This window comes from Actinophytocola sp. (assembly GCF_035634895.1).
In the GTDB taxonomy this organism is placed as follows: domain Bacteria; phylum Actinomycetota; class Actinomycetes; order Mycobacteriales; family Pseudonocardiaceae; genus Actinophytocola.
Window position 1 is genome coordinate 87,487 of record NZ_DASQCC010000031.1, and the last position, 13,990, is coordinate 101,476.

Annotated in this window: 11 protein-coding genes; 3 read left to right on the forward strand and 8 right to left on the reverse strand. The window is 69.6% G+C overall.

Going from position 1 to position 13,990, the window contains the following annotated elements; all coding sequences use genetic code 11:
* Positions 1-8: 8 nt before the first annotated feature.
* The 3 genes from VET29_RS05010 to VET29_RS05020 form a co-directional block, all read right to left on the reverse strand.
* The gene (locus VET29_RS05010) at positions 9-1,130 is read right to left on the reverse strand and encodes an SGNH/GDSL hydrolase family protein (RefSeq protein WP_324915213.1); all 1,122 of its coding nucleotides are present in this window, start codon (positions 1,128-1,130) and stop codon (positions 9-11) included.
* Complete coding sequence (locus VET29_RS05015) at positions 1,127-2,728, reverse strand: MFS transporter (protein WP_324915215.1); 1,602 nt, start codon at positions 2,726-2,728, stop codon at positions 1,127-1,129. Before VET29_RS05015 ends, VET29_RS05010 begins: the two co-directional genes overlap by 4 nt.
* Positions 2,729-2,810: 82 nt before the next feature.
* Positions 2,811-3,710, reverse strand: a complete 900-nt coding sequence (locus VET29_RS05020) for an NADP-dependent oxidoreductase (protein ID WP_324915218.1) — start codon at positions 3,708-3,710, stop codon at positions 2,811-2,813.
* A gap of 141 nt (positions 3,711-3,851) precedes the next feature.
* Between VET29_RS05020 and VET29_RS05025 the strand changes: the two genes are divergently transcribed.
* Positions 3,852-4,553 carry a TetR/AcrR family transcriptional regulator gene (locus VET29_RS05025; protein WP_324915220.1) on the forward strand — a complete coding sequence of 234 codons (702 nt, stop codon included), beginning with the start codon at positions 3,852-3,854 and terminating at the stop codon, positions 4,551-4,553.
* A gap of 174 nt (positions 4,554-4,727) precedes the next feature.
* Here VET29_RS05025 and VET29_RS05030 read toward each other — a convergent pair whose 3' ends face one another.
* Positions 4,728-5,021: a hypothetical protein gene (locus tag VET29_RS05030; RefSeq protein WP_324915223.1), complete on the reverse strand. Its 294-nt coding sequence runs from the start codon at positions 5,019-5,021 to the stop codon at positions 4,728-4,730.
* Between the two features lie 167 nt (positions 5,022-5,188).
* Between VET29_RS05030 and VET29_RS05035 the strand changes: the two genes are divergently transcribed.
* Both VET29_RS05035 and VET29_RS05040 read left to right on the forward strand, forming a co-directional pair.
* Positions 5,189-6,208, forward strand: coding sequence for a hypothetical protein (locus VET29_RS05035; protein WP_324915225.1), 1,020 nt, complete (start codon positions 5,189-5,191; stop codon positions 6,206-6,208).
* Between the two features lie 168 nt (positions 6,209-6,376).
* Positions 6,377-9,397, forward strand: coding sequence for an AfsR/SARP family transcriptional regulator (locus VET29_RS05040; protein ID WP_324915228.1), 3,021 nt, complete (start codon positions 6,377-6,379; stop codon positions 9,395-9,397).
* Between the two features lie 104 nt (positions 9,398-9,501).
* Here VET29_RS05040 and VET29_RS05045 read toward each other — a convergent pair whose 3' ends face one another.
* From VET29_RS05045 to VET29_RS05060, 4 genes are all read right to left on the reverse strand, one after another.
* A complete protein-coding gene (locus VET29_RS05045; RefSeq protein WP_324915231.1) occupies positions 9,502-10,629 on the reverse strand; it encodes an SMI1/KNR4 family protein in 1,128 nt (375 codons plus the stop codon).
* A complete protein-coding gene (locus VET29_RS05050) occupies positions 10,626-10,988 on the reverse strand; it encodes a hypothetical protein (RefSeq protein WP_324915234.1) in 363 nt (120 codons plus the stop codon). Before VET29_RS05050 ends, VET29_RS05045 begins: the two co-directional genes overlap by 4 nt.
* 32 nt (positions 10,989-11,020) lie before the next feature.
* On the reverse strand, positions 11,021-13,504 hold the full coding sequence (locus VET29_RS05055) for a glycoside hydrolase domain-containing protein (protein ID WP_324915236.1): 2,484 nt from the start codon (positions 13,502-13,504) through the stop codon (positions 11,021-11,023).
* Positions 13,505-13,552: 48 nt separating this feature from the next.
* On the reverse strand, positions 13,553-13,990 hold a 438-nt coding region (locus tag VET29_RS05060; RefSeq protein WP_324915241.1), incomplete at its 5' end, for a winged helix-turn-helix domain-containing protein.

Genomic DNA, 13,990 nt, shown 5'->3' on the forward strand with positions numbered 1-13,990 from the left:
CTTTCAGGTCAGCGTGTTGAGATCACCGGCCCCAGGATCAGCCGGACGGCTCGTTCGCCCATCCGAAGGTGCGCGGCCGGGTCGGGGTGCAGGCCGTCGGGCAACGACCTGGCCTCGTCCGGCCCGAGGAGCTCTCGCCCGTCGAGGTAGTGCAGCGCCGGGTCTTCGCGGACGTCGACGACCTTGGCCAGCAACGTGCGGACGCTGGTCAGCGTCAGCGCTCCGACACCCGCGGAGCCCAGGGCACGTTTGCGGCCGGTCTCCTGGTCGAGCGCGACGGGGCCGGACGTGGTTTCCAGTTCGGCGAAGGAGGTCGGCGAGACGAGCACGACCGGCGTGTCCGGGTGGCCTTCGCGGATCGTGTCCAGGAACCCGTGCACCGCCGGGACGAAGGTGCGCTCGCGCATCGACGCGTCCCCGACGATGTTGATCCCGACCTTGAGCGTGATCAGGTCGGCCGGGGTGTCCCGGATGGCGCGAGCGACCTCCGGGTCGAGCATGGCGTTGCCGCCGAAGCCGAGGTTGGTCAGCGCCGCGCCGGTCGTCAGAGCCGCGATGGCAGGCCAGGTCAGGGTCGGGGCGGGGGCCTCGAGGCCGTGGCTGATCGAGGAGCCGTGGTGCGTCCATGCCATGCCGGGCGGCGGGGTCGGCGCGAGCAGCGGCGCATCGGAGTCGAGCGTGCATAACTCGACCGTCGCGCCGTGCGGCAACCAGATCTCGACGTCCTTCTCTCCATCAGGCAGGTCGTCGAAACGCACGGTTTCGGGGTGCCCGGGGCTCAGCCGGCCGTCGGCGAGGTCGGCGGAGAAGCTCAGCACATCACCCGCCGTGGCCGGCACACGGCCGAGGACCGTGCCGTCGACGGCGAGGTCGAACGAGGCCGGCAGCGGGCTCCCGTCCATTTCCGGCACGGTGACGTGCACGCCCAGCGCCAGCGACCGCGCTGCCGTGCGCAGGCGCAGGCGGACCCCGGCCGCCTGCGAGACGACCAGATCCAGCAAGCCGTGGTGCAGGCGCGGCCGGGTCCACGCCGGGAGCCGTCGCGGGCGCACCCCGGCCGGGGTGCGTTCCAGCTCCAGCGCGCCGAGGATCGCGACCCTGTCGTCGGGCAGGGAGAGGTGGTGGGTCATGCCGTGTGCTCCTTGTCGGGCGGTGTGTCATGGTCAGCGGTGATCGCCGGGGACCGCGGGTCGAGAGGGTCGTGGTCGGCGGCGTGGCCCGCGTCGACCGGCAGGGGGCCACTCCGGAAGAGGAGGGCGGCCAGTACGGCGCTGCTCAGGAAGACCGCTGCCGCGACCCAGAACACCAGGTGGTAGCCGGCGAAGGTCGCTTCGGCGATGGTCACCGGTTGTGCGGCGGTCGCGGGATGTGCCGAGAGATAGCTCGCGATCGCGGTGGTGGTGAGCGAACTGAACACCGCCGTGCCGATGGATCCACCGATCTGCTGGGCCGTGGTCACCAGCGCGGAGGCCACTCCGGCGTCGTACGACCGGACACCGCTGGTCGCGGCGTTCTGCACCGGGCCGAAGATGAACCCGAATCCGGCCCCCGTGACGAGCAGGGCGGGCAGGACGTTCGCGCCGTAGCTCGACCCACCACCGATTCCGGTGAGCACGACCATGCCGATCGCGGCCAGGAGACAGCCGATCGGGACGAGCGGGCGGGGTCCGGTGCGCGGCAGGAGCACCGCCCCGGAGAACACCGCTCCCGCCATGACCAGGCCGATCATCGGGAGGAACGCCAGGCCGGTCTGGACGGGGGTGAAGCCCAGCGTGTTCTCGAGGTAGTAGGTGAGGAAGAGGAAGACCGCGAACATCCCGATCCCGGCGATACCCAACGTCAGGTACGCCGCTCCCCGGACCCGGTCCAGTACCACCCGCAGGGGCAGCAACGGGTGGGCGGTGCGGCGTTCGATGACCACGAACACGGCGATGAGCACGACGCCCGCGATCACCGGACCGAGCGTCGCGACGTCGTGCCAGCCGTTCGTTTCGGCGGTGCCGAGACCGAAGACGATTCCGACCAGGCCGAGCACCACGATGACCGTGCCCGTGATGTCGAGCCGGACCCGCCGCGGCCGATCGCCGTCGTGGAGCAGACAAAGCCCGCCGACGAACGCGACCGCCGCGATGACCAGGTTGACGTAGAGGCACCACCGCCACGACAGGCCCTGGGTGAGGACGCCACCCAGCAGCAGCCCCACGGCGCCGCCGGCGCCCGAGACCGCGCCGAAGATCCCGAACGCGCGGCCGCGTTCCCTGGCGTTGTCGGCGAAGGTGATCGACAGCAGTGACAGTGCCGCTGGTGCGAGCATCGCGGCGAACGCACCCTGTCCGACTCGCGCGGCCAGCAGTGTCGTGAAGTTCCCGGCGGCACCCCCGACCGCCGAGGCGAGGGCGAATCCGCCGACCCCGACGAGGAACAACCGCTTGCGCCCGAAGAAGTCCGAGAGCCTGCCGCCGAGCAGCAGGAGGCTGCCGAACGCGAGCGCGTAGCCGGTCAGCACCCACTGCCGGTAGCCGGCGGGGAAGCCGAGGTCGTGCTGGGCGGTGGGCAGTGCGATGGCCACGATGGTGGAGTCCAGGATGTCCATCAGCTGGGCGAGGCTCAGGACGACGAGCGCCAGCCAGCGGTTCGCCCCGCTGTGCCTGGGGCGCGCCGCGTCGCCGCCGGGAGCACTCCGCGGAGCCGACCGGGCTTTCGTGGTCGATGGGTTGTCAGTATTCATGGGTGATCTCTCGGTTGTGAGAAGAGATGACGTCGACGTGCGACGTGCTCGGACGTTCGCGGACCCGACGTCGGATGCCGCGTCAGCCGACCAGCAGCACGAGCTTTCCGCGCACTTGACCCGCTTCGCCGACGCGATGTGCCTGCGCGACTTCGGTCAGCGGGAACGTCTGTCCTACGGGGAGTGAGAACCGTCCGGACTCGACCAGGTCGCCGATCTCGTCGAGCGTGTAGAGGGCGCGACCAGCGTCGCCCTTGCTGAACCGCACGCCGTACTGCTGCGCGCCCTCGAAGTCCGCGATGGTGATGACATGCCGCGGGCCGCCCGCGAGGTCGATGAGATCGGGCAGGACGCCGCTTCCGGCGACATCGAGCGCCAGGTCGACGCCGTCGGGGCAGAGCGCACGGACTCGCTGCGCCATGCCGTCTCCGTAGGCGACGGGTTCGGCGCCGAACGAACGGATCACATCGTGGTTGCCGGGGCCGCAGGTACCGATCACGTGCGCGCCCCGTGCGACGGCGAGTTGGACGGCGGCACGACCGATGTTGCCGGAGGCACCGTTGACGAGCAGTGTGCTACCGCTCCGGACGCCGAGCTGGTCGAGCGCACGCGCGGCCGTCTCGACCGCGACCGGCAGCGCGGCGGCCGCGGCGAAGTCGATCGACGGCGGGATGGGTGCGTAATGGGGCAGCACCGCCAGTTCGGCCTGCGCGGCGCCGGCGCAGAACCCGAAGACGCGGTCACCGACAGCGATGTCCGTGACGCCATCGCCGAGCTCGTCGACGATGCCCGCCACTTCGTGCCCCATGGTCTGCGGGAGCTCCTGGTCCATCAGGCCTTGCCGCTTCTTCCAGTCGCTCGCGTTGACACCGGCGGCCCGCACCGCGATCCGAACCTCGCCGGGGCCCGGATGTGGATCCGGGAGGTCCGCGATCTCGAGGACCTCCGGGCCTCCGAACCGGCTGAACTGAGCTGCCTTCATGAGTTGTCCTCTTCTGGGCACGGCGGGTCGACCGCGCTCGGAGCGTTGGTCGTCATGGTTACGAACACAGTTCCTATAATAGGAACATCGTTCGTGTCAACTCTGATACGAACGCTGTTCGTATCGAGCTATGGTGGTGGGATGACCCCGAAAGAGCGACGCGCGGCCCGCCACCTGCGCCCGAGCACCGACGACCCCAAGCCGCGGCGCCGCACCGTGAAGCAGGTCATCGACACCGCGCTGGGCCTCATCGCCACAGAGGGCTACGAGGCGCTCACGATGCGCCGGCTGGCCAATGCGCTCGACACCGGGCCCGCATCGCTCTACAACCACGTGGTCAACAAGGCCGACCTAGACGAGCTGCTCATCGGGCGGCTGTGCACCGAGCTCGTGCTACCCGAGCCCGACCCCGCGGCCTGGCGGGAGCAGATCCGCGGGGTGTGCGTCCAGATGCGCGATCAGTACCTGAAATATCCCGGAATCTCCCGAGCCGTGCTCGCGATGGCCCCCACCGACCTGGAGATCGTGCGCGTCAGCGAAGGAATGCTGGCGATCCTGCTCACCGGCGGCGTCACCCCGCAGGCCGCCGCCTGGGCCAGCGACGCCCTCCTGCTGTACGTCGCCGCCTACTGCCTCGAGTTATCGATCGCGGACCAGCGCTCGTCGCATGACGACGCCGTCTGGGTCCGCGACCGCGACGAACTGCTGCGCCGGTTCACCGCCCTACCCGCCGAGACCTTCCCCCACACCACCCGTCACGCCGCCGAGATCACCGCCGGCGAGGGCCACGACCGGTTCGACTTCACCCTCGCCCTGATGATCGACGGCCTCGCACACCGCTGACGCCCTTGCCTACCGCGTCGCCGACACCGGTGGCCCCGGTCAGGGGTTGGACGGCCAGTGGCGAGAGGAACTGGCCGAGGAAGATCCCGCCGACGAGTCCACTGAGGACGCGGAGTCGAAGGACGGCGGTCGACTCGCGCAGTTCCTGCCCAGCAGACGACATCCGGTGGTCTCCTACGTTCCGGTCGCCAGCCCGAACGCGACGAAGGTGGCGATGCCGAGTACCAACGCGATGATCGCGCCGGCCCAGCCGCCGAGGTCGCGGTCACGCATGCCGAAGAACGCGGACACAAGCGCACCCGCGGCGAGCACCAGGCACACGATCCCAGGAATGCTGCCGACACCGCCCTGCCAGATCAGCAAACCGGCTCCAAGCCCGGCACCGAGCCCGCCGATAATCGCGATCCATTCCCGCACGCTGTCAAGCAACGCGCCGCCCGCGGCCTTCCCCACCTTCCGCCAGGACACGTCAGGCCCCGTCCTCCCGTCGTCCGGTTCGCTTCTTACCACGTCTGCTGCCTGGTCACGACGATCGTAGTTCGCTCCAGGTCATACCTCCTCAGTCAGTGGCCATCCAGTCGCCATCCAGTTGGGGCGTCGATGGTGTGGGCGTCGCTGACCACGAGGAGGGTTTGATGAGACGAAGAAGACTGGCCACGACGCTCACCATCGGCTTGGCCGGGGCGCTGTTCGTCGCGCCGGTGCAGGCCAGTGCCGGGCCGACCGCGGAACAGGCACGGCCACAAGGATCGGCGCCGGTCGCGTTGAGCGCGGTCGAGCACATCAGCCGGACGTCCGTCGGCGCGGACGGGCTGACGCACACCACGCAGGAGCAGAGCCGGTTCTACCGCGACACCCACGGCCGCGTCCGCCACGAGAGCGGGTCGGTCGTGACGATCGACGACCCGGTCGCCGGTTCGTCCGTGCGTATGGACACCAAGGCCGGCACGTACACGAAGACGACCGCACCCGACAAGCCGAGCCCGCCTCCGGCAACCGGACCAGCGAAGGCCAGCCAGGAGAAACTCAGCTCCGGCTACCAGAGCCTCGGCACGGCCTCGTTCGGGAACGTGAAGGCCGAGGGGCGTTCCTACACCGTCACCACTCCCCGCGAGAACGCCGCGCCGGTCTCCAGGGAGGTGACCACCTGGCTCGCCAGGGACGTCCAGCTGGCCGTCCAGATCCGGGTCGTCGAGGCCTCCGGCGCTTCGTACACCAGGACCTACACCGGCATCCAGACCAAGGCCGTCCCGGCGGAGCTGTTCACCGTGCCATCCGGTTACCGGCAGGTGGACGCGACCACCGCGGCCGTTGCGCAGGCCCCGGAATGCCCGCTGGCGATCGCGCCCGACCCGCTGATCCTGACCAGCTTCCCCGGCTATCTCGATGGCAACTACCACATCGGATACACCGACACCCCGAACACCGGATGCGTGATGGCGCAAGCCGCTGCACTGTTCAACCAGGGTGACGTGCTCTGGCCCGCCCAGGCCACGCCGCTGTTGCTGCCGGCCTTCGCATGGTTCTGGTACGACAACGGCGGTCCGATCCCGTTCTCGCCCTATGTCGTGTTCGCCGAGTCGGCATTCCTTGCCGCCAACACCGAACACGCCACGGTGGGATACTCGTTGGTGGTGCTGACCGTTTTCGCCTGAGCAGAAACGTGGGGCGCCGTAACCGCGGCGCCCCAACCCTTTCGCCGCCGACGGACCACCCGGCATGCATCCAGCCAGCGGAGAGGAGTTACGGCGAACGCGGGATGGCCCCGGTGGCCAGACCACCAGTTGAATGAGGCCCGGCGTCGATCGAACGCGAGGGCCGAGATGTCCGTTCGAATCGCGGTGCTGGGGCCGATCTCCGTGTGGCGGGTGAACGACAAGGTCGGCCTCGGGCCACCACAACAGCGCGCGGTGCTGGGACTGCTGGCGTTGGCGGGCGGTCAGCCGCTGTCGCGGGCCGAGCTGGTCGACGCGTTGTGGTCCGACCGGCCACCGCCGACCGCGGCCAACACGATCCAGACCTACGTCAAGCAGCTCCGCCGACTACTCGAGCCGGACCGGCAGGTCCGGGCCAGGAGCGCGATCCTTCCCCTGGTTGGTGACGGCTACGCCCTGCGCCTTCCGCCCGACGACATCGACGTCCTCCGGTTCCGGCGGTTGGTCGCGTCCACGGGGAAGTGCGGCGGCGAGTCACACCGCACGGCGGCCCTGCTCGGCGAGAGCCTGGCCATGTGGCGGGGTGCGCCGTTCTGCGACATCCCTTTCCTGGCCGGACATCCGAAGGTGACGTCACTGGTCGCCGAACGGCAGGCCACCCTGGTCCGGTACGGCGAGGCCCTGATCACCATCGGCGACGCGGGAGAGGCGGTGGCCGTGCTCGGCGAGGCGGTCGCCACCCAGCCGTTGAACGAGGCCCTGCAGGCACTGTTGATCCGCGCCCACCTGGCCATCGGGCAGCGGTCCGAGGCGTTCACCATCTACCGGGGGGTCCGCGACCGGCTGGCCGCGGAGCTCGGCGTCGACCCGGGGCCGGCGCTGTCCGAGGCGTATCTCGCGCTGCTGCAGGGAAAGAAGCCGCCGCACGAGCCGGTGCCGGCGCACGCGGTGCCGGCGCAGCTCCCGGCCGACGTGCCGGACTTCACCGGGCGCGGCGCACAGCTCGGCGCATTGGACTCGCTCGTCGCGCCGCACGACACCGTGCCGGTCTCGGTGGTCTCGGGCACCGCCGGGGTCGGCAAGACCGCGCTGGCGGTGCACTGGGCGCACCGGATGCGCGACCGCTTCCCCGACGGGCAGCTGTACGTCGACCTGCGTGGCTTCGACGTCGGCTGGCCCATGTCCGCCGGCGACGCGCTGACGCGGTTCCTCGGCGCGCTCGGCGTGCCCGAGTGGCACGTACCGCTCGACGTCGAGGACCGGGCCGCCCGCTACCGCACCGAGCTCGCCAGCCGGCGGACGCTTGTCGTACTGGACAACGCGGCGACGGTCGAGCAGGTGCGGCCACTGCTGCCCGGGACCGCCTCCTGCGCGGTCGTAGTCACCAGCCGGGACAGCCTCGCCGGCCTGGTCTCCCGGCACGGCGCGAGACGGCTCGAGCTGGACCTGCTGCCGCTCGACGACGCCGTCACGTTGCTGCGCAGGCTGATCGGGCCTGGCGCCGAGCCGGCGGCGACGGCCACCCTGGCCGCGCAGTGCGCACGGCTGCCGCTGGCCCTGCGGGTGGCCGCCGAGCTGGCCATCACCCACGACGGCGCCTCGCTGCCCGAGCTGGTGGACGACCTGGCGGACCGGCACGGCCGGCTGAACCTGCTCGACGCCGGCTCGGACCACCACACCAAGGTGCGGGCCGTGTTCTCGTGGTCCTACCGGCGTTTGCCCGCGGACGTGGCACGGGCCTTCCGGTTGTTCGCGCTGTACCCCGGCGACGAGCTGGACCCCTACGGCGCCGCCGCGCTCTTCGGCACCGGGCTGACGGACGCCCGCCGGCTGCTCGCGGCGCTGTCCCGTGCCCACCTCATCCGGCCGGCGGGACCCGACCGGTACGGGATCCACGACCTGCTGCGCGCGTACGCCGTCCAGCGGGGCGACCCCGCCGACCGGCACGCCGCGCTGACAAGGCTGTTCGACTACTTCGTGGCCGCGGCCGGCGCGGCGGCGCGGGTGCTGGAGCCGTCCGCCCGGCACCCCGCGACCGACCAGCCGGTCACGTCGCTGCCGGCGTTCGCCGACGCCGGCGCGGCCAGGGCATGGCTCGACGCGGAGCGGCCCACGCTGGTCACGGTGATCGACCACACCGCGCGCCACGGCTGGCCGGCGCACACCGAGCGGCTGGCCGCGAGCCTGTACCGGTACCTCGACGGCGGCCACTACCCGGACGCGCTGAGAATCTACACACAGGCGGCGGAAGCGGCGCGCCGGGCAGGCGACCAGACCGCGCGCGGCCACGCGTTGATCAACCTCGGCTCGGTGTACCGGTTGCGGGGGCGCTACCACGTGGCCGCGGCGCAGTACCGCCGCGCGTGCACGCTGCACCGGCGGGCCGGTGACGCGCGTGGCCAGGCCAGGGCACTGGCGCACCTCGGGACCGTGCTGTTCCGGTTGGGGCAGCCGGCATCGGGGGCGCTGTGCCAGCAGCGGGCGCTGGGCCTCTACCGCCAAGCGGGCGACCAAACCGGTCAGGCACGGGTACTGACGAACCTGGGCATCATCGACGAGCGCCTGGGGCGGTTCGGGTCGGCGCGCCAGCACCACCAGCAGGCGCTGGCACGGTACCGGCTGGTCGGTGACCGGGTGTGCGAGGCGGTGTCGCTGAGCCGGCTGGGACTGATCGACGCGCGGCAGGGCGGCGGGGGCCCGGCACGAGCGACGCACGAGCGGGCGTTGGCGTACTTCCGGACGATCGGGCACCGGCGCGGTGAGGCGCACCTGCACACGAACCTCGCTGCACTGGACGTCCACCTGGGACGGTACGAGTCGGCGGTGCGCGACCACCGCGAGGCACTGGACCTGTTCCAGCAGATCGGCGACCCACACGGGGAGATCACAACCCGCAACGGCCTCGGCGACGCCCTGCGGTCGGCCGGCCGGCCGGCGGAGGCACTGGCACAGTTCCGCGACGCACTGACGCTGGCGGTGGAGACGTGTGACCGGGACGAGCAGGCGCGGGCACACGGCGGAATGGCGAGGACGCACCAGGTGCTCGGACAGCGCGAGGAGGCCCGGCGGCATTGGCGCCAGGCTCTCGCGCTGTACACGGCGTTCGGCGCCCCGGAAGCCGCGGACGCACGTGCCGGCCTCGCGGCCCTCGACCCGGCCGCACGGACCGGTGAGGCCGTGTCCTCATGAGCGGGAGCAGGGCATAGGCCGGCCCAGCGACCGAGGTGGACCTGGCGACCGAGGAAGTGAGGGTTCCCGCCATGGGTTGAGGTCGGACCAGACCCGGGCGAACGTCAGCGCGGCGTGAACGTCATGGGGTCCGGAGGATCTTCTTCTCGACCGAGGAACAGGCCGATCTGGCCTGGTGTGGCGTATTTGACCAGGAACGCGGAGACCGAGAGGTCTGGTGAGTACTGGCAGGTGATCCGCGCCGGCGCCAGCCTCACAATCCCCCAGTCGTCCGGGTTCGCTGTGGATGGCGCCCAGCAGCAGGCCCAGCCGTCGTGAGTCTCGCCCCACGGGATCATTCCCTCGGCTTCGGGGTGAATGGGGGGATGCTGCTCTGGTCGTCGTCTGGGGTTGGCTGATGCCTCGGCGTGGATCTTCTCGATCAGGCGGTTCAGGCTGTCGTTCCTGCCGCTGACCGGACTCGTGACCGTGATGTCGCCGAACTGTCCCGGGCCGTAGGTGTCGATGAATGTCTTGTAGTCCGAGGGCAGACCGAAGCCGAACTGCCTCTCGATTGACTTCCAGTCCAATGTGGACATCTCGGGTCGCGCCGGGCCGATGATGCTCGCCAGTTCGGTGAACTCGCTCTTCGGGCTTCCGCCGCCATGGCTGCGTTCGATCCAGAAGCTCTCCGTCGACGGCGGTGGGGGTCCAGGTGGTTCGACTGCCTGGAACCGCGGTGCGCCGGCACGCGGAATCACGCCGAACGGTCGGGTGTCGAACCGCCCGGTGACGACCTCGACGAGGAGGTCGACCAGGCCGCCGTCGAAGGCTCGCCAGTACGCGAACTCACGTTCGGCGGCGACCACGGGCCAGTCTTCCGGGTTCTCGCCGTCCGTCAGCCAGAAGAACAGGTCGCCCTGTTTCGACCTGCCCCAGGGAAGAAGTCCGCCAGGCTCGGGAAATATCGGCAACGGGAACCGATCCGACTCACCTGTCCGCCACGCACGCATGTCTTCCAGCCGGTGCGCGTAGTAACCGAGGAACTCATCTCGCGACCCGCCCATATCACCGGGTCTGGTCACTCGGACGAAATCCTGAAAGTGGCCCGGCGGGAGAACCTCCACCAGCTCCTTGTACGCCGAAGGAAGGCGGAGACCGATGGACTTCTCCATTACCTTCCAGTCGAAATGATCTCGAGCGACCCGCCCGCCGAACTCCACGAGCGTCAGCAGTTCGTCGACACCGGTCACCAAAGTAGTCCCTTGCCGAGCATCTGGGGCACCGTCGACTCGTTCAGCACGAACAACAGACTAGGGGCAACCAGGAGGACGACGGTGGCCAGCCAGTACATGAAGGCGGGCCACCGCATGGTCCTTCGGTACCTCCGGTTCATCAGCACGGCCAGCGCCACCAGCACACCTCCGCCGACCAGGACAAAGGCTATGCTGATCTGCGCCTCCGCGCCGCCGTACGGGGAGGCCACGGTGCCCCACACCTTCGCGCGCACGTAGTAGCTGAAAGCCACCGCACTTGTTACGGGAAAGGCCAGGGCGTACCCGAGCAACAGGTTGGTGACAGCCCAGGAGCCGACGCGGCTCAGCGTGTCCATCGCCTCATCGGCATCGGCTCCATCGTCTTCGGCTATCGGCGCGAGGCGTTGAGTGCCTCGAAGATCTGGTACACACCGTACAACTCGCCGCCGTACTGGTCGGCGTCGCTGCCGGTCCCGTTGTAGCGGGCGAAGATCCTGCGCAGCTCGTCCGCGTTGTAGTCGAGCCGCACACCTTGTACGCCTACCGCTGCGGCGCCCTGGAACAGGACGAGCGGGACCGTGCCGATGTTGTAGTTGCCGTCGTCGTGGAGGGAGTTCCAGACGTCGTAGACCACGTGCCAGTCGCCACCGTTCAACCGGTCGCCGGGGATCAGCCCGCTGTCCATCGCCCAGTTGCGTGCGGTGATCGCGGTGGCGGCGAAGATCTGCGCGATGCCGGTGCTGCAGTCCTCGTGCACGACGACCGGCGGCGTCGGCGCGGTGCCGACCGGGAGCTGCTCCCACGCCTCAAACGCGATCCTGTACGCGAACCACTGAACGACCAGCCCGTCCGCCACGTTGTCCGCCGGCGTCTGCTTCCAGTACTCCCAGAAGACCTCCGACTGGAGGAGGGCCTTGCGCACGCCGAAGGACCGGCTCAGGTTCGTGATCAACTCGTCGTATGCGACGACCACGTCAATGGCATCGTCCACCGAGTGCTTGAGCCCCACCGTGTTCGAGGGCACCGTCTTGCTGTAAGCGACGAGATCCCGGGACAGAGCCGGCCTGAGTACGTTGTCGAAGTAGGTGTCGAGCCGGGTGTCGGGTGTCGGGCGCGCGATGACTCGTGACTGGCCGGGGTCCCGGCCGGAGTAGATGTTGTTGTCGATCTCGATGGTCCCGGCGCCGGACCCGACCGTGACGGTGATGATCTGGTCGTACGCCCAGTTCCTCGGCATCGGGAAACCGAGGTTCCCGCTGAACCCGGTGGACATGTCCGACACGAAGCTGGTCACCGCCAGCCCTCGGTCGAACAGTTGGGTGCACACGTTCCTCGGCGCGTACACCCCTACCTGGTAAGGGTTGCCGTAGTAGCTCATGGCCCTGGCAATGGCCTGGAAGTGCGGGATGATGTTGTCGGTGACATCGGTGCCGAGCGCGTCGAAGTCGACGGCGAAATAGATGATGGTCCCCCGCTCGAACCCGTAGCCGCTCGCGGCCGCCATCGCCAGACTCGCGTCCCGCGCGCCCTGTTGTTCGTTGAAGTAGTCGGCACTGAGGCCAGAGGTCTGGTAGATCGGGAACACTCGCATCCCGGCAGCGAAGATGGTGTTGAGCTCGCCCGGCTTGATGTTCTTGTCCAGACTGGTCCCCGGCACGTTGGTCAGGTACCGGCCAGCGACCCGGTAGCCGGCCGCGAACAGGGCGGCTGCCCTGGCCGAGGTGATCTCGGTGACGCAGTCGTACGCGGCGCCGCGCCGGTCCGTGTCGCCGTTGCTGACCAGCAGCGAGCACCAGGTCTGGTAGTCACCGGTCCCGTTCACCGGCAGTGCCGCGAAGCTCTGGAAACTCGTGACCTGGTCCCGGACGGTCGCGGAGTACGTTCCGTCGAAGACGACCTCGTACTGGTTGAAGATCATGCCCGCCTGGAACAGGCGCACGAAGTAGTGCCCGCCGCTGTCCGACGCACCCACGGTCAGCGGCGGACGGGCCCGCAGTGCGCCGCGGGTGCCAGGACCGAAGTTCCCGTTGGCGCCCGGCACGGCCAGCTCCGTCTGCAACGCCCAGATCATCGCCTTCGACACGTCGCGCGACGCGTGCCCGTCCGCCGGCACGATGAAGAACCACGACTGGTTGTAGAAGGTTCTGTTCATCCACTGCTGGACGGAGCGGACGGTGGTCGAGCCGTTCTCGACCACGACGTAGGCGTCCATGGTGAGTAGTGCCTTGAACTCCTTGGGGGACAGGGTGGAGCGGTCGTCGGTGAACCCCATGTTGCCGCGCATCTCCAGCACGGCGTTCTTCGTGGTGTCCGAGTACACGCCGCTGAGCCGGTCACCCCAGTAGCCCTTGCAGTATTGCGCGCACTGCACGATCCGCACGACGTTCTCCGGGTCGCCGGGTCCGATGTCGCCGAACCTGTTGGTGAGCAGAGACATCGTGGTCGGGCCGAAGTTGTCCGACAGCTGGTCGCCGCTCAGCCCGAGCTCGATCTGCAGCGCGCGGGTCAGCGCGTACATCGTGGACCAGCCCGTGCGGCCGGTCTCCGGGGCCGGGTTGAAACCGGCCACGTTCCGGTAGACCGTGTTGACCCACTGCTGGGCGTGCAGCACCCACTCGTCCACCAGCGGTCCGAGGAATCCCCGGCCCACGGAGTTCGCGGTGAACAGATCCGCGTCGCCACGAAGTTGCTCGGGCTCGGGTTTGGTCGGCGGCGGTTTGCTCGCGGCGTCCGGCGGCGGCCGGAACGGCCCCTGTGCCGCGGCCACCGCGGTACCGGTGGTGGCGGTGATCCCCACCGCCGTGCCGGCCGCCGCGCCGAGCAACCTGAACGCGCTTCTTCGGGTGATCCCCGCGCCAGAGACGATTTCCATCATTCTGCTCCTTTGTGGACTTCGGCCGGCCACCCGGCCGCGTGGTGCCTACTGGTCGACGGGTTCGCCGATCAGGAGAGCCGTGCCGAGAGGGGTGGTGGTGTGCAGTACGGCCGTTCCGCGCCGGTCACTGGTGATGAGGCCGGTGTCGCGGAGGATGGCGGCCTGCCTGCTCGCCGTGCCTATCGAGGTGCCGATGCTCGTGGCCAACTCCGTGGTGGTGCGCGGCACGAGCAGCACGCGCAGGCATTCCGCGCGGGTACGGCCGAGCAGTGACGTCAGCCTGTCGGGGAGGAGCACGTCGGCGCGGGCGCCCGCCTTGGGGCCGTGCGCCTGGTAGACCAGCACAGGCGGCAGCTCGTCGTCGATCCAGGTGACCGGGCTGTCCCAGCAGAAGTAGGACGGCACCAGGGTCAGCCCTCGGCCACCGAGGCGCACCGTGCGGTCGACCGGGTAGCGGGTGCACAACACATCACCGTTCCAGTC

Bases quoted from the DNA above. Each gene is read 5' to 3' on its own strand.
- VET29_RS05010 (WP_324915213.1), bottom strand. From the start codon at position 1,130: ATGACCCACCACCTCTCCCTGCCCGACGACAGGGTCGCGATCCTCGGC.
- VET29_RS05015 (WP_324915215.1), bottom strand. From the start codon at position 2,728: ATGAATACTGACAACCCATCGACCACGAAAGCCCGGTCGGCTCCGCGG.
- VET29_RS05020 (WP_324915218.1), bottom strand. From the start codon at position 3,710: ATGAAGGCAGCTCAGTTCAGCCGGTTCGGAGGCCCGGAGGTCCTCGAG.
- VET29_RS05025 (WP_324915220.1), top strand. From the start codon at position 3,852: ATGACCCCGAAAGAGCGACGCGCGGCCCGCCACCTGCGCCCGAGCACC.
- VET29_RS05035 (WP_324915225.1), top strand. From the start codon at position 5,189: ATGAGACGAAGAAGACTGGCCACGACGCTCACCATCGGCTTGGCCGGG.
- VET29_RS05040 (WP_324915228.1), top strand. From the start codon at position 6,377: ATGTCCGTTCGAATCGCGGTGCTGGGGCCGATCTCCGTGTGGCGGGTG.
- VET29_RS05050 (WP_324915234.1), bottom strand. From the start codon at position 10,988: ATGGACACGCTGAGCCGCGTCGGCTCCTGGGCTGTCACCAACCTGTTG.
- VET29_RS05055 (WP_324915236.1), bottom strand. From the start codon at position 13,504: ATGGAAATCGTCTCTGGCGCGGGGATCACCCGAAGAAGCGCGTTCAGG.